The sequence below is a fragment of the Maritimimonas sp. 2405UD52-3 genome, from assembly GCF_056591715.1.
The window spans coordinates 372,509-388,978 of the sequence record NZ_JBWQOL010000002.1; the positions used below are offsets into that span (position 1 = coordinate 372,509).

The window sequence follows — 16,470 nt, forward strand, 5'->3', positions numbered from 1 at the left end:
TTTTAATAGCCTGTTTCTCTGTTATTGATGATGTCTTGCATTTTTCTGAAGGAAATAATCTCACGATAACGCTTTGTTTTCGCTTGTACTTCGGCTACCATCTCCTGTGATTTTAATTCGTGTTCTTTTAAGACTTCCGCACGCTCGGCATCTGTCATTTTCATGCTGCCACTTGATAATATCTGATTGATATAATCTACAGTTGACATCGAACTTTCAATGATTTGGGTAAAAGATTCTGTCACGCGATTGACTTCTTCAGGTTTGATATATTCCGAGTTTAAAATCTCTTGTAAATCGCCTTGAACCATATTGAATAATTGCTGATTATTCTGAATAATGTCTTGCACCGCATTTAGTTGCTGAATAACATTACTTACTTGTTCAATACGTTCTTTCTGTTGCTTTAAAAAGTCAACCGTTTTCAGTAATTGAGACGTTTGCTTGCCAGCTTCAAACAGCTGCTTTGCTAAACTGATAAAATTGGTATTGTCATAAACTGGCATTCCCTGGGCAGTGCCAGTGGCACTAACAAGTATGAGCAACGCTGCGGATAAAATTGTTTTCTTAATTCTGTTCTTCATTTTTTTACGTTTTAAAGATTAATACTAAATGCAGTCTATGACTGCTTAATAAATATTTGAATGGCTTTTTCCATTGAGCCATATTTTTCGAATAATGCCATTATTTGCTCGCTTTCCTTACCATCTGTGAGGTATGCAGCAAAGACTTCTTTAGGTACTTCTAATCGGAAAATGTTACTTTCCTTTCCAATCTTGATAAACATTTCGGTGTATTTACGTTCACCTGTTAGATTGTTTCGGATGGACTTTAATTGGTTTAAATCGTGACTAGAGAGGTTCAATCGCTTCTGTAATTCGGCATAGCCTTTTTCATTCCGAAGACTATAGACTACTTGTGTGTTTTCTAGAATACTCGCTGATGTAGAGTTATTTGGAAGCTGATTTATTGATTGCAGAATAATACCAATCGCCCCATTTTGTTTTCTAATAGCCTGGTAATAGAACTCTACACTTTCAAGAACGTTATCGAATTTCAACTGTTTGGCAAACTCATCAAAAAGTATAATTCCACGTTCGGAACGATTACGCCAAATGGTACGCTGAATAGCCGATTTAATCAGTTTTAACATTACTGATAAGATTTCTTTATTGTCCTTAACTTCATCGAGTTCAAAGACAATCATTTGTTTGTCTTCAATTTTATAGGTTTGGTCTTCACTTACATTGAATAAGAAACTGTATAAACCATCATCTACATATTCTGAAAGGATGTGCAAAAAGTTATAGACACTAAAATGCTCTTCCTGTATGCCAAGAGTCTCAATGAGACTGTCTTTTTTATCATCGATAAATTGATACAAAGAAGCCAGGGAATAATTCCCATTTATCATTTGATAGTAATATCGAAGTACCTTTTTAATAGCCACTTCATGCGCTTTGGTAGCACCCTTTAGAGCTAACAACTCCAATAAGAACACTCCTAAATCCTCTAATCGTTGTGGTGTTAGGTCTTCTAGTGAAGAAATATAAAAAGGATTGATACCAAGGTTCTTTCCTTGCTCGTAACGTAATATGATATGGTCGTCTGGATAAAGCTTTGCAAATTTGGAATATGAGCCTCCCAAATCGATAATCACCAAGCGAACTTGTTGTTCAAAATACTGGCGTAGAATATTGTTTGCTAAAAAGGATTTTCCCTCACCCGTAGGTGCAAAAATTGCAAAGTTTCTTGCCTTGATGCGTTTCTTTTTTTCATCCCAAACATCTTTTAAAACAGGAATATTGTATTGTCTGTCGTTAAAGATAATTCCTGTTTTGTCGGACTTGTAATTGCTGTTATTGATGTATAAACACAGTGCGTGTTTTAAATCCGTGACGTACAAATCCTCATTAGAAAAGTTGGATGAAAAGCAGGCATAAGAGTTTAGGAAAAAGTTCTTTCGCTCTTCGCCTTTTGGATAATACGGAACAATGTCCAATTCCTTAAACTCTGTTTTGATTTTGGATGCAATTCTGCCTAACTCTTCGGCTTCCTTACTCCAGAAAATGACGTTTAGATGTCCTCTTATGATTCTTGAAGCATCATCCTCATTAATTTGATTTACGATATGCTGAATTTTCTTCAGAACTACTTTGTTCTGTGAACCAAAATTGGAGCTTTTATTAAGTTCTTCGATTTTCTTATCGAGTAGTTTTCGCCATTTATGTTTGTCATCCAAATAGATGATTTGATTAACAATGTGATTTTCATTGAGATTCAATCCTAAGCCATCAATAAAACCTTGATGGAACACAAAATCATCTGATGTAAATTTGTCGTTGGTTTTACTGCTCTGCACCACTTCACCAAAACAGAGTTCACTATTTACAGCCAATACATCAAAACTATAATCACCAATATCAATGTGTTTCTTCTTTAGTTGTACATCCGTATCAAATCCTTCATTGAAACCATTGAAATAACTATTGGTGTATTCCAATATTTCATCTTGATTCATGGGCTTCATCAGCATCTTTCGGCTATTATTAATAAAGGACACAGCATCATTTACCGAAGCCATAAACTCGGTAATGCTGTGGTCCATTTTTTTATGGATGCCTTTTTCAACTTTCCGGAAAGGATTCACAAACTTGGCATTGTTCAATGCCTTATTGAGTGGCATTATGAAGAACAAATAGCTTTGATGCTTTAAGTAATCTCTTCCTTTGAAGTGGTTGTATGTCGCCTCTTGAAGAAAAGTATTTTTGGGTAGCCTATCTGCCACATAGTGGCCTTTTTGATATACATCTTGTTTATGAATAATGATGCTAGTGGGCAAGGATTTAAAAGCTTGAAACCAGGCTCCGTGAATGTCCTCAAAGTCTTTTTCAGACAAGGAATAGATTTCTGGCAATTCCCCCTTAAAGCATAATACCACATTACCATTGTTGGCGAACACCAAATGGTTTTGAATATCTAATATGGGGTGGTATGCAGATAGGTTTATCTTACTCATAATAGAGACGACTTTCTTTTTTATTACTAATGGTTAGCGGAAACACCTTTTTAATGTGAAGTAATGCTGGGTTTCTGGTGATACGCGTAAGTGCCACATATAAAACAGCATTAATGGTAAATACCGAAATGATAACAGCAAAGCTGAACGAAAAGATGATGAATAATAGCGAACCTATTACGGATGTCATCATCATAGCGAACAATGAAATGGGTAAACCCATTATCATTGCACGCTTTCGTATGTTTTTATAGACTTCGTAGCGTTTCATACTAAACTACGATGCTAATTAGATAGGTAAAGATGCCAACTACTGCGCCTGCAATAAGTACAAACACTAAGACTCGTGTGATTCCCTTTTTAAGGTCTGCGTTTTCGCCAAAGAAATGTCCTGCATTAAAGAGGAAGCCAACGAGGAAAATAACACCTAAAAGAATTGGGAAAATAGAACGAATGGTATCTGAAATGTCATTTACCGAATCTTCAATACCACCAATTTGTGCAAAAATGGTATTTGAAATAAGCAATAATAGTAAAGTGATATACAGTGATTTTTTCATATCGAAATAGATTTAAAATTTGCTTGATTTTACTTTTCTGAAAATACTGTATATTGTATTTCAAATAATTGATAATCAGTTATTTGTTAATAAAATAAATATTGAATTTGATTGTCCCTTTTTGATGTCAAATGGCATCAAATAGTATGAAAAAATGAAGTGACTATGTTAATAACTCAAAAACTTTTAAAGTATCGAAGATTGAAAAACGTCGTTTTTGTGATTTTACTACTAAAAATCTGTCTGATTTTTGGTCAACAGAAAGTAGTTGTAATTGATGTTGGACATGGCGGAAATGATACTGGTGCAATCGGTATTAATGGTACAAAAGAAAAGGATGTGGTTTTAGCTATTGCCGAACAAATAATACAGCTAAACAAAACTGTTTTAAGTAATGAGTTTGATATCTATTTAACCAGGTACACTGATACGCTGATTCCATTGGGTGACAGAAATAAATTGGCTAAAGCTTTGTATGCTGACGTGTTTGTATCGTTGCATTGTAATGCTTCACTAGTTGTATCGAAAGGTGTTGAAGCTTATGTACACAATTCGGATAGAAAAAATACCAAAGACTCAATTGGTTTGGGATTGTCAATCTTAAATGAAGCAACTGAAAAATTAGATTTTAAAAAACGAGGTGTAAAGTTTGCAAACTTTCAAGTCTTACGAGAAGCTAAAGATTATCCTGCTGTTCTTGTTGAAATGGGGTTTATGACAAATGCAGATGAAGCAGAATATCTTAAACAGCCTAAAAACTTAAAAGCCATGGCGCTTTCAATATTAATGGGAATTACTAATTACTTAAAACTGGAATTATGAGGGAATTTTTTGTTGAGATTGTGAAAAATTTAAAAGATTTATTTCACCTACTATATAAAACACTAGTTAAGACTCGTAAGCCTTGAATAGTTCAATTTTTTCTTTCATTAGAGTTTCTTTTTCTTCTAAATTTAGGTATCTATATAAGTTTATAGAAATCTCATACATTGTAAGCAAATAGCTGCTATTATTTAATCCCATATCTTCCAAAATTTTAATTCCTTTTTCTTGGTGGTCTATTGCTTTATTAAGCTCATTTGCCGTAAGGAATAAATTAGACAATTCATTATGGTAAGCAGCTAAATAGAAATCATTTCGTTGGTTTTTATTTAAAGACTCATGTAATTTTATCCCTTCCCTTAAAAATTTAATAGCTTTTTCATAATCGCCTACAAGTGAATATGATTTTGATAATATTCGATATTCTATGCTTAATTGTTGATCGTCATAAAGCTTGTATTGCCTTCTTATTTTTTGAACTTTTTTAAAGTTCTCAGCCATTTTTGGTAAATCATTATCAAGGAGATAGATATTTGATAAGTTATTTAAGGTAACAATTCTATATCCTGAAATACTTCTATCTTTATCAGCATAAGATTCTAGCGCTTTTTTAAAATATAAAATAGCCAAATCTTTTTCATCATTTTCCGCATAACAAAGTCCTAAGTTATTATAAATTACTCCTAAGCTGTTTTTATTTAAAGGTGGATAATTTGATGCCCTCTTTGCTAAATCGATCAACCTATCTAAATTGCTCTTTGCCCCTGTATAAAAGCGTTTGGCATAAAGAAATTCGTTCTCTAACAACAAAAGAGGTTGATATATACTTTGTCTATATTCCTCTTTTATAGAATCAAGAATAGATTCAGCATATCTTAAATATTTGAAAGAGTTTTGAGGCTCATTGTAACCCTCTTCAATTCTCCTGATAAGCCAATTAATGGAAAACATATTTGAAATAAATGGGCTTATTCCTTCTCTCTGCTTATAGATGATTACCTCTCTTATAATCTTGTGAATATCAACTTTTTTTCTATTCTCACTTACAACTAAAATTCCTTTTTTATCTAGTGAATTAATTATGTTAATTATTTCAACTTTATTCTTTTCGTAAAAATCTTTACCGTTAATTAGAATTAAATCCTCAATTATTATATTGTTTGAGGGTAGAAGTGCTAAAAAATCAAGATAATTTTTCTCATTGCTTTTAAGATTTGGCAAGCTAAATTTTTCTAATAGATAACTAAATATTTTAATAGGCTCGTCTTCACTGGAAATATCTATATCTATCTTAAATTTTGTCTGATTTAGGCTTTGTTCAGAATATGATTCCAAAAATGATTCTAGAGTTAAATCAAAACTATTGTGGATTGTTTTGGCTATTAATTCTACAACTAAGATATTATAACCTACTAGGTCAAATAACTTTTTAAGCAATTCATCACTCGATTCTGACGTGCAGTTCTTTGAATAAATTTTCTTCAGATTAGAAAAAGTAATCTTAGGTAGCTTTATATTGGGAATTGTCTTAAAGTTAGTACGAGTTAATATGAGCTTTTCCCAATTTTTAGAAAGTCCTAAGTTTTGAAGTTCTCTTATCTCATTCACTGAACTTTGGATATCTAGAATGAGCAGATTAGTTCCTTCTAATGTATTTAGTTTGCTCAAAATGAGTTTAAAAACCTCTCTATCATTTTCATTCTTGGTTGCCTTTATTTCTTGCAAATTCTGTCTTAAAGTGTTATCCAATATGAATGAAGATTGAATAGAACCTTCAACACCAAGCCATATAATATGATTATATTTCTCATAATATGCCGACAAAAACTTTTTCCCAAAAGTGGTTTTCCCCATTCCTCCAGGAGCACTAATTGAGAGTATTTTTTTATCCTTTAAACTTAGGCTAACTTCATCTAAAAAGTTATTCCAATCAAAAACCTCAATAGATGAAAAATCAGGAAGAATATTTAATTCTTTGATTTCATTAATTCTTTTTGATTTAAGATCCTCTTTTAAAGTTTTTATTTCCTCAGATTGAAGGTCTTGTGTTTTGCGTATTTCATTGACACTTAATTTTAAAGACTCTATTTCAATATTTAGAAGTTTGATAAATCTTTTATCTATCAGCTCGGTAATTTCATCATTTGTGCGGCTTAGAATTTGATCAATAAAATCGTTAGTCAAAAATCTGTCAACCTTATCCTTTCTTTGAGATGCTCGATAAATTTCTGACAATAAAGAACTGAATAGTAAGTGTCTTGGAATCTCCCCGAATCTTGAGTTTTCAAGTAATTCATAAATTTCGTTTGTAATAGAGTCAATAGCAACTTCTGGAGGTTTACTTTTAAAATCCCATTTGATACTTTTCACAAATGATTCAGTGCTATTATTATTTATTTCTTGAATCACTGATTCATAAGCAGTTTTAATTTCTTCTTTTTTATTACTTGTAGTAGCCTTAGAAAATACTTTGTTCTTTCTTATTTTGAATTCTTTACTAAGAATCATCCTAACTTTATTAGTGCAAAGTGCAAAAAGTTCATCATCTCTAAGAGGAATTTCTTGAACCCATCTTGATAAAAGCTTTTCTTTAGTAGATATTTTTGAGTTGGTAGTAAAATGAAAGGATGTTTTTTCATTTAAATCTAAATGCTTCAAATAAAGCAAATAAAAATTAAATAATGTTTTTTTAACTTCGGCAGAATGTAAACTCAATGAGGAAGTATAACACTTAACTTGTGTAAATATGAGTTCTTCTCCTACCTCTTTAATATCATCGTCAACTTCTGTAGCGGTAGAAATATCTTTATTATTTATATAATTGTTAATCCACTTTTTTAATACTACTAAATATTGATAATAGAAACCGCGATTAGTTGCAATCGCATCTGTATTTACTTCAAATATTTTTATAATTTCTTTAGTCATATTGAATTGTGCAATCTAGTATATCGGTTTATCGGTCCAATAAAAACTTAATCCGCTTACTTTTTCTACAATTTTGTGCACATCGCTATCTAAAAATTTCGAATACGGACTTTCACTATATTCAAGATTCGTTTTACTGCACGTTTGTTTATCTATAATATAAGCCATTACTGGTCTTATACTCCCGTCCTTCAATAAAGAATACTTTTCTTCTTCTTGGTTAGGTATTCTATATTCACATACTAATGAATTATCTTGTTCTTTTGGAATTGGGTTAAATTCTTCTCCAACTATTTGCCTTTTTAAATAGATTACACCGTCGAACTGTACAATATCTAATATTCTTGGCTTATCTGTTACTGGTTGAAAATAAGAATTCAAATACTCTCTCTGCTTTTCAAGCCATTTTTTAAAATCATTTCTAATAGTCGGTATACTGCTAAAATTAGAAAGCCATTGATGAAGTAGCTCTATATGTCCATACACGCTAACTCTAACTTCTTTATCTTCCATATTCCATGCTAGCGTAAATGAAATAATTGAGTCCAATTCTCTTTCAATCATTCTAGAGAATACCAATTTCAAGGCTGAAATTGTGAGTTCTAAGTCTTTTTGAGGATTCTTGTCGCTATGAAAAATGCAAGGAATGTTCCAGTAGCTATCTTTAATATTTCCAAATAGAGTGTCTTCTTTTATGTGGAGGTTTTTGCCCAAACGTTTTAGTGCCTTTTGTATTTCAAGAACATCAACCTCTAATGTAGAATAACTAGTATCTCCCATTTGTACAACATCATAAATAGAGACATTATGTGAGCTACAATAATTATCTTTATTTTCTTTATGGTAAGTAACCAATAAACGAATGCCATCTTCCTTCTCTAAGGTATGTGGCACAAGTTCTTCTATCAAGTTTTTTGATTTAGGTAGCTTATCAAATTGAGAAGCTGGTTTTTCAATTTTAAAATATTCATAGACGAGAGGGTTTCCTTGCATATATTTAGTGATAAGGCTTTTCCAGTCTTTTAACTCTAAACTACCATCAATTCTGAACAACTTTTTATAATTACTTCTTCTACCAAACTCTGTCAATTTCTGTTCTATTCTCTCAAAATATAGCTCAGTGCTATAACCGCGAATTGCGCCATCAAAATGTACAAATGTCCTTTTGTTCGTATCATAAATAGAATGAACATATCTACATCCATAAAAATCTTCGATCATCGGTGCTTCATTTTCTTTTAACTCCTCTAATTCGAACTCCTTGTAATTATTATTATTCTTCCAATAAAACTCAGTTGAAGAAACCTCATAATAATACTTTTCAAATTCACTACTAGAATGTTTAGTCAGCCCTGGTGAAATCTTAGAAATATCATCATTGTACTTAGGTCCAAACCAATATTCAAATTCAAGGGTTTGTCGAAAGTCAGGAGCATAACCAATCATATCACGATCGATTGCAATTCTGAGCATGACATTTTCTTTTCCTCTATGAGACATAAATTCATCCAAAAACAGATGATGAAAATTATTTAGCCTAGAAAGGGATTTTCTAAAATAATCATGTGAATAAATACAAAGAGGTAATTCATTATGAATGAATACTCCATGATACTTATAAGTAAACTTTTTTTCAATATCGGATATCTTAATTAATCCGTTTTTGTCTGTTTCATGAAAAAGTTCGGGAAAGTACTTACTCGTAATTTCTTTATCACTTATGGCCAATGTTCCCGCTCCAACATATTTAAAATCGTCTGATAGTTTATCCTTTAGTAATTCCAACAATTTTCCATCGTTTTTGGTAATGTCTTCTTTTAAATTTTGGAGCTGAGAATACTGTTTAAAATCAATTATTTCCTTTGATTCTTCATCAGATTCAGGAGCTAAGGAAAGTCCTAATTGCCTAACTAAATGAGGCTTAAAATATAAACCATATGGAATCATGCAACCGATAGGCCTATGCATATTATGTCCAAGATGCATTGGTACACCAACGTGGCCTTTTCCCACATCATATCTTCCATTACAGAAACGGGAATTAGGTATCCATATTTATTGACTTGATCAGAATTGAGTATTGAAAAGGACTTGCGCATTGAGCTTAAATTTAATTTTTGACTTGTTATTATGACTCAAACAAACCATATGTTTTTTCTTTAAACTCTATTGGAACATCTCTTAACCCTTTTCGGTCAATCAAATCATCTAGATATTCTCCAAATGGAATTAAAGAATTTTTTTGAGCTTGAGTTGCTTCTTCTTCACTTCTATATTTCTTTCCTTTAACAGAAAAGTTTATATAATTTTCTTGATAATATTGCAGTACTTTTTCTAATGATATTTTTCTTCTACTAAATACATCTTTATTAAAAATAAGAGTATCAATATCAATTAACACCAATGGTTTTATTTTTGAGATGTTGAAACCTTCTTGCTTTAAGTTATAAAGTTCATCTTGAAACCAATAGTTAATCCATTTATTAAGCCCCGCTGTGTTGAATATTCTATAATGAAGAACTAAAATCGGATGGACTATAACATTTCGGGAGTTATAATTAGAATCAAAGTCTAAGGTTTTAGATAAAATTTTTCGTACGTTATTTATCAATTGCAAAACAGCTTTCGGCTTCCCTTTTTCATTCTGAAAAAGCTTTATAGATAATTCTTCATTGATAGCATTGAAATCTGATGATTGCTTTACTTTAGCATTTATTAAAATATCTTTAGACTCAAACAAAAAAACTCTTTTACCATTTCTCACATAGTAATCTGGGGCTCCTTCAAATTTACCGTCTAACTCATCACCGTTTCTTTGAAAGTATCTATTCCCAAAATATTGTTTTAAGACTGTGTGTAAAATATATTTCTCCGAAAATTGATAAGTCTTCAAGCCATATAAATCTTTTACTCTTTGGGCTTTTGGAAGTTGGTCATTAATAGACTTAAACTTAAAATATAGTCCATTGCCAATTAATTCAAGAACAAATAAGGGATATGTTATTCTAAATGTGTTCTCATCTACTTGATAGATTGGACTAGCTCTCATATTTCTAAAATCAAAGTCTTCAAGTAATTCGGACTCAACAATAGAAAATTTTTGTAAAAATGCTATGCTGGAGTCTCGATTCTGCTCATCCGAAATAACTATATCTGTATGTGCATCTCGTTCCTTTTTAACAACAGCCAATTTCACAGGAAGGAACCCTTTAATATATTCTTCATACGAAGAGACTTCATAGTATCTATAGAATTTCTTAAGTAATTCTTTTGCTTCTTCAATTGACTCTAAAAAATTGAAAAACGAGATTGCCCTTATCGTCTGGGTTACAAAAATCTTACCCATATCATAATTTGAAAAGTCTGAGCTATTTAAAAACAAACCTAAGCAATATGCTACAGCATACTTGGAAATATCTTTTTTCAAATGTTCGGTTGTTCCATTTAGAATAGGTGTTCTATCTGTCGTGTTCTTTTGATTAAAGAGTAAGTACGCTTTAAAAATCCTAATTTCAATCTCTTGATTCGTATAGTTTTTTGATTCCCCATATTCTTTATCGTACGCATTTTCAAAAAAGGATAAGCTACTTACTATAAATGGAAAACTGCATGTATCAATATCATATTCGGCTTTACTTACAAAGTTTTTCAATCCTTCAAATACCTCTTCAACAAACTTTGAATTTTCTCTTGAAAAAAACATATTCAAAAACACGACTGGGTTCTCATATTCTGAGTTTCTTGAGAAACCCATTATAAAAGAACCAAACTTGAGAAGCATTTCTTTATCTATACCTTCAAGATAATCGTTAATGGCTAGAGATTCTTCCTCAGGGAATATATCTTTAAATGTTATGACTATTTTGCCTGTTAATTTCATTTTTAACCAATAAAAAAGCCAATGAATTAACATCAGCCTCTAGTATTTCGATGTAATTTGCAATTATTTTGAAACTTAAAGATACAAATTATGCAGTTAGTTTCTTACGGAAACCCATATTACTTCCTCTTATCTTTACTCCTCTTATCTTTACTCCTCTTATCAAACCCAATTAAATTAAATAGCTCACGCATTCGTGAGCGTACTCGGTTACCATAACGTTCTTCTAGTTCCTGGGCATTTAGATTGGTTGTTCCATGTGTTTTTATACGATGATTTAATAACAAATCGTGGCGAGAGAGTAGGACTTCACCCATTACATTACAATCTTTCCCAAAGAAGCGTCCTGTGGGTTCAACACCTAAATCGTCAAAACAATAAAAACGGTTATCGCCATATTGCTCGATTGTGGAATAGCCAATATGATTAAAAACAAACGTTACATTGCGAGTAGGAATCATTTCATAGGCTTTGTAATGTGGTGTGATATGACGAATGAGTTTCATTAAACTGGTTTTGCCACAGCCTACTGGTCCAGAAAGTAAAATGCCTTTTTTAAGGCTAATGCCTAATTTTTTACACGTATGGTAATCTCTAATTTGATAATTGCAGAGTTTGTAAAGTATGCTTCTATCTTCTTTGTAAATCTTGAACTTGTCACCAAACAACAATTTTCCTTTGACATCCAAATAGACTAAAACTTTATCAAAGTCATACAAGATTTGATTGCCTTTTAGCTTACCAAGTTCATAATATTTGTCGGCTTCAAAAATGATATGTGGTGTTGGACTTTTCATAAAGGTTCGTTGTAATTCTTGTCGGTACTTGTCTTTAGGTTGTCCTGATATGGCACAGTTGTTTTAAGTTTCTCACTTTTATCAAAATTCTTTTTTTTAATATTTTTTTGTTTTGAGTTGTTTGTACTGTTTCTTCCTGTTTTGATAAGTTTATCTTTAGATACCACTACTTGTTCGTAAGTTGCCTCGATATTGGTATGGGAAGCGTCCAAGGGTTGTTCAGAAGTTGTCCCGAAATAGAACATCCTAATTTTACTACCTCGAAAAGGGTTGTGTGATGGTTCGTATAAGATGTATTTCCAATGACTTAATTCTTTGATACATCTATGATAAGTGGTTTTTGAACCTAACTTGGATAAATCCATTGTTTCGGCACGATTGATATAAAAAGAAGATTTAAAATGATAATCATTCCATATTTGAAACAATGCCATATACAGACTAATATGACTTGGATTCAATCGATTATCTTTTGAAAATAAAGCTAAGACACTATTAAGGTGCTTGATGTAGTTTATACCTTCCAAAATCAGAATTTATTATGTACTCTGTTCTTTTCCAGCACTTCCATGATTTCCTGATAATCATAATACAACACACCACCAACTTTGGTGTAAGGTATTGTACCGTTGATTCTTAAATTTTGTAGAGTACCTGGTGAAATGCCCAGTAGTTCACGTACTTCTGGTGATTTCATCCACTTCTTGGTTACGTTACCTGAATTTTGATTGAAAAGTTGTTTGATTTCTTCTATAAGCTCCATTTTGAACTCATACAAATCTTCTGTAGTTATAATTGTTGCTGCCATAGTAAAACGATTTAAAATGGTAAAGCTGCCAAGGTTTATCATTTTTAAATGACAGCTTTACCACGATTTGACTTTCGTTTTACAAAGTTGAAGTGATTTGGTGGGTTTTATTCACAAGATTTGTCATCTTGGGTGTTATTTTTTACTCGTTTTCAAGGCATTACATTATGTAGATTTGATTTACATGATTCTTTGTTTAACTAAAAAACAAATCAATAAAAATTAAAGAAGTAGTTATAAACCGAAACACCCAAGATATAGAACTTGGGTGTTTTTAGTTATTAAGAGGATTTAAAATTTATAACAAGCTTAAAGCTGTAACAGTAAATTAATTCAAGTAAATTTTCGAGAAAGGCACTCCTCTTCATTTAGTTATACTCCTAGTAAATACTGTTCTATTTACCTTATTTTTTTATACTCTCTTTTATTATTTACGAGAAGCATAGGGCTATTGCTTTCTTGATCAATAGTGAACTTATACTCATTTAAAGTAGATGTATCTAAAAATAAACTATCTGAAATTTGAGTTAGATAAGAAAAATTTCCATTCCAATTTCTTTTCATTAACAATAAACTATCACTGGGTTCTATAGTAATAACATATTTATTTTTGGCATATTGATATTTACCTTTTAAATAATTTAAGCTTCTTCTATTCCTTATGTCTTGTCTGAATTCGACTATATCTTTTGCAAAAGGGTATCTCCAATCATGGTGATTAGAAACCGATCGTAAAACTTCTTGAATTAAATATCGACTTGCATAAGAATTTGTCATTATTACCGCACCATTACTATTACCATTTTCTGTAAACCCGATAAATTCACAGCGATACCCTTTATTTGTTCCTCTAAAAGAAAAAACTGTCGGGCTTTTCTTAGTATCTATAAAAAGCCCTAAGTCTAGCATAGCATTTGCACTTTCGACAGTTAGGGGGCTATCCTGTTTTTTATTTAACGATTCATTGATTGCCTTGATAAACCTTACTATATCTGATGGGATTGTCCATAATCCTGCTGCTGCTGATTCTGGGTAGAATCTCCAGCCATTATTAACCAAGCTCTTATCATAGTTATATCCTTGAGCTACATTTTTTGTTTTATCATCAAAAGTTGGATCAAAAAAACTTGAATTCATTTTTAGAGGTTTAAATACTATCGAATCCATAGCATTTTCGTATTTCATCTCTAATACATCTTCAATAAGTTTTTGAACAACTACATATCCTCCTCCTGAATATGCCCAATCTGTACCCGGCTCGAATTTTAGCTTCACGGCATCGTTATTTGCCAGACTAGTCCCGTTTAATATATTTATTATATCAGGCAAACTATCACGATTTTTATACCCTTGAAATCCGCCAACAGTTAGCCCAGATTTATGGGACATTAATTGACGAAGCGTAACTTTAGCAGAGTCTGAATAATTGGAATAATCTATTTTCCAGTTTTTTAGATACATATTCACGTCGGTATCTAAATCGACAACATTTTTTTCTGCCAATTTTAATATGGCAAAACAAGTAATTGGTTTACTAACAGATGCAGCTTGAAATATAGTATTGGTATCGATAGAATCTTTTAGCAAAACACTCTTAACTCCATACCCTTTTTTTATTCGAATGGTGTCATTTTCTAGTACCGCTATGCTCACTCCCGACACACCATAATAGTCCATTCTGTCGTATATGTTATACTCTCCATTTCTACCATTTACAGTTGCTGTGCTTACTAAACTATTTTCAATTTTTAATGCATCAAGGTTAGCTTGAGGATTAATTATGTCTTTACATGACAAAATTGTTAACCCAAATATAAATATCACTACTTTGATAGATATTTTCATATTCAAATTGGTGCTATAATTAGTAACTGATTTTTTCTTCATATTCCGGGCAATCTAATCGGATTTCTTGTGTCATTAATTCCTTTTGAAGTAAGTTACAATAGTTAACTTCTTGATGCTTTTCGTAAAACTTACATCCATAACAAGTTCTCTGAACGTTTAAAATACCACTGCGATTTAGCTTATAAATTAATTGACTCAAAGTCTCGAATAAGCTTTCTAATTCTGGTTGCGAAAAATTATCAATTTGCTTTTTTAGCGGATTTGAAAAATCATACGTTTGAGAAATTATATCCCGTCCTGAGTCGGATAATACTATTGAATAACTGCGACTGTCTGAAGATGAAAAATCTTTTACAATCAGCCCTTTTTTGTCCAAAGCTTTTATAGCATCACTTACCGTTGGTTTAGTAACATTAAATTCTTTGGCAATATGGCTAACATTACACAAGCTCTGCTTATGATAAGCTATAAAAATAAGTATCTGAATTTGAATTGGACTTAAGCCAATCGATTTCGCTTTTTTCCATAACAGTATTTTAAAAACTTCTGATATGCGTTCCAATCCGGCAACGATTTTATCTGAAAGGTTCTTTTCTTGTTGTTGTGGGTTAAATGTACTTTCTTTCATAAACGAACCTGCCGAAATTTGTTCGACAGGTAAAGTTAGTAATCCTAATTAAATTAATTGCAATTTTCCATTTCTATAATGAAATATCCTTTTTGTTCAATTGACAAAGTAATCTCTTGGGTTGCTTGTTCTATATGACAAAAGCGACACTCATTTGCTGATAACACACCCGTTAGAAATGGTTTCTTTTTTAGATAAGCCGCACCATAACCAAAAATAATTTTTTCATCTGTTACACTATTTGGTACTAAAATATCAAAATGCATTACTTTGCCATCTTCTCTTGTTACATAGGTATCCCAAACTGCTATTTTCATCTGTTTAAAATTTTGTAAATTACTGTAAATGAAGTTATTCCAAAATTTATCATAGATGGAACCACTTCGCTTTTGTATAAACTATTTTAATCTAGTCGGTAGGATATGCTCAAAATAGTTCATACGCATTTCATCATCTTATTTTTTTACTTTATAAGGTAATGATAGATCGCCACTGGCAACGCTAAAAACTTCGTAAACGCCCAACATTGGAAGATTTTCTTTACTCGTATTTACCTGCATAAATGCTGTTACGCCATCATAGTTAAAATCTGTTTTGTTATTCATTCGATAATCTGGAACTATAACTTTTATCGTATTATTTTTAGTGGTAACAGGATAACCAGGTGAATCCATATACATTTGCATTCCTGGGTTGGTTGGTGGTAAAACAACGGTTTTGTCTGCCTTTTTAAATTGTTTAACCGAGAGTCCTCCCGCAACACGTTTATCTTCGTGCAGTATTACCCAATGTGGATGCCAAACAACGCCATCGTTATTGTATATGTTGTCGCTATTTTCATCCCAAAGCGGTGTATCATCAAAGTCTGGATGTGATGTTAAAGCGAGGGCTACAATTCCCGCTGTTTGATTAAATCCAACATCAGTTGGTTTTAAATTTGTTGGAAATACATACCCCAAAACCGGTGCTCCATCCAATTCTCCTGCTTTTGTCGGTGTTGTTTTTCCTGCGGTTCCGTTTACGCTTATTTCCCAAATAGTAATTCCTAAATCGGGTTTGTGGGTTACACTAACTTTTTTAATATTAAAATCGTCATTTTTGTATTTACCATCTTGTGCACTAGCAAAGTTTGCGCTTAAAAGAATGGTTGCTGTAAATAATAATAGTATTGATTTCATTT

Annotated in this window: 15 protein-coding genes; 1 reads left to right on the forward strand and 14 read right to left on the reverse strand. The window is 31.8% G+C overall.

Going from position 1 to position 16,470, the window contains the following annotated elements; genetic code table 11:
- Positions 1 to 2: 2 nt before the first annotated feature.
- From AC1EU5_RS05940 to AC1EU5_RS05955, 4 genes are read right to left on the reverse strand one after another with little or no spacing between them, the layout of a single operon-like run.
- On the reverse strand, positions 3 to 584 hold the full coding sequence (locus AC1EU5_RS05940) for a conjugal transfer protein (RefSeq protein WP_480191449.1): 582 nt from the start codon (positions 582 to 584) through the stop codon (positions 3 to 5).
- Between the two features lie 35 nt (positions 585 to 619).
- Positions 620 to 3,019 (reverse strand): TraG family conjugative transposon ATPase, encoded by a 2,400-nt coding sequence (locus tag AC1EU5_RS05945; RefSeq protein ID WP_480191450.1) that lies wholly within the window; start codon positions 3,017 to 3,019, stop codon positions 620 to 622.
- Entirely contained in the window at positions 3,012 to 3,290 is a 279-nt protein-coding gene (locus AC1EU5_RS05950) for a hypothetical protein (protein ID WP_480191451.1), read from the reverse strand. Before AC1EU5_RS05950 ends, AC1EU5_RS05945 begins: the two co-directional genes overlap by 8 nt.
- Position 3,291: 1 nt before the next feature.
- Positions 3,292 to 3,579 carry a hypothetical protein gene (locus AC1EU5_RS05955; protein WP_480191452.1) on the reverse strand — a complete coding sequence of 96 codons (288 nt, stop codon included), beginning with the start codon at positions 3,577 to 3,579 and terminating at the stop codon, positions 3,292 to 3,294.
- A 201-nt stretch (positions 3,580 to 3,780) separates the two neighbouring features.
- Between AC1EU5_RS05955 and AC1EU5_RS05960 the strand changes: the two genes are divergently transcribed.
- Entirely contained in the window at positions 3,781 to 4,401 is a 621-nt protein-coding gene (locus tag AC1EU5_RS05960) for an N-acetylmuramoyl-L-alanine amidase family protein (RefSeq protein ID WP_480191453.1), read from the forward strand.
- Between the two features lie 66 nt (positions 4,402 to 4,467).
- Here the strand turns inward: AC1EU5_RS05960 and AC1EU5_RS05965 are convergent, their stop codons facing one another.
- From AC1EU5_RS05965 to AC1EU5_RS06010, 10 genes are all read right to left on the reverse strand, one after another.
- Positions 4,468 to 7,329 (reverse strand): tetratricopeptide repeat protein, encoded by a 2,862-nt coding sequence (locus AC1EU5_RS05965; protein ID WP_480191454.1) that lies wholly within the window; start codon positions 7,327 to 7,329, stop codon positions 4,468 to 4,470.
- 15 nt (positions 7,330 to 7,344) lie between these two features.
- The gene (locus tag AC1EU5_RS05970; protein ID WP_480191455.1) at positions 7,345 to 9,342 is read right to left on the reverse strand and encodes a hypothetical protein; all 1,998 of its coding nucleotides are present in this window, start codon (positions 9,340 to 9,342) and stop codon (positions 7,345 to 7,347) included.
- Between the two features lie 115 nt (positions 9,343 to 9,457).
- Positions 9,458 to 11,209 carry a hypothetical protein gene (locus tag AC1EU5_RS05975; RefSeq protein ID WP_480191456.1) on the reverse strand — a complete coding sequence of 584 codons (1,752 nt, stop codon included), beginning with the start codon at positions 11,207 to 11,209 and terminating at the stop codon, positions 9,458 to 9,460.
- 119 nt (positions 11,210 to 11,328) lie between these two features.
- Entirely contained in the window at positions 11,329 to 12,006 is a 678-nt protein-coding gene (locus tag AC1EU5_RS05980) for an ATPase (protein WP_480191457.1), read from the reverse strand.
- Positions 12,003 to 12,467 carry a hypothetical protein gene (locus AC1EU5_RS05985; protein ID WP_480191458.1) on the reverse strand — a complete coding sequence of 155 codons (465 nt, stop codon included), beginning with the start codon at positions 12,465 to 12,467 and terminating at the stop codon, positions 12,003 to 12,005. Before AC1EU5_RS05985 ends, AC1EU5_RS05980 begins: the two co-directional genes overlap by 4 nt.
- Before the next feature lie 68 nt (positions 12,468 to 12,535).
- On the reverse strand, positions 12,536 to 12,814 hold the full coding sequence (locus AC1EU5_RS05990; RefSeq protein WP_480191459.1) for a helix-turn-helix domain-containing protein: 279 nt from the start codon (positions 12,812 to 12,814) through the stop codon (positions 12,536 to 12,538).
- Between the two features lie 399 nt (positions 12,815 to 13,213).
- Positions 13,214 to 14,701: a serine hydrolase domain-containing protein gene (locus tag AC1EU5_RS05995; RefSeq protein ID WP_480191460.1), complete on the reverse strand. Its 1,488-nt coding sequence runs from the start codon at positions 14,699 to 14,701 to the stop codon at positions 13,214 to 13,216.
- The gene (locus AC1EU5_RS06000) at positions 14,679 to 15,290 is read right to left on the reverse strand and encodes a MarR family winged helix-turn-helix transcriptional regulator (RefSeq protein WP_480191461.1); all 612 of its coding nucleotides are present in this window, start codon (positions 15,288 to 15,290) and stop codon (positions 14,679 to 14,681) included. The genes AC1EU5_RS05995 and AC1EU5_RS06000 overlap by 23 nt, the downstream gene beginning before the upstream one ends.
- Positions 15,291 to 15,343: 53 nt before the next feature.
- Positions 15,344 to 15,607 (reverse strand): DUF2024 family protein, encoded by a 264-nt coding sequence (locus tag AC1EU5_RS06005; RefSeq protein ID WP_480191462.1) that lies wholly within the window; start codon positions 15,605 to 15,607, stop codon positions 15,344 to 15,346.
- 138 nt (positions 15,608 to 15,745) lie between these two features.
- Complete coding sequence (locus AC1EU5_RS06010) at positions 15,746 to 16,468, reverse strand: hypothetical protein (RefSeq protein ID WP_480191463.1); 723 nt, start codon at positions 16,466 to 16,468, stop codon at positions 15,746 to 15,748.
- Between the last annotated feature and the right edge of the window lie 2 nt (positions 16,469 to 16,470).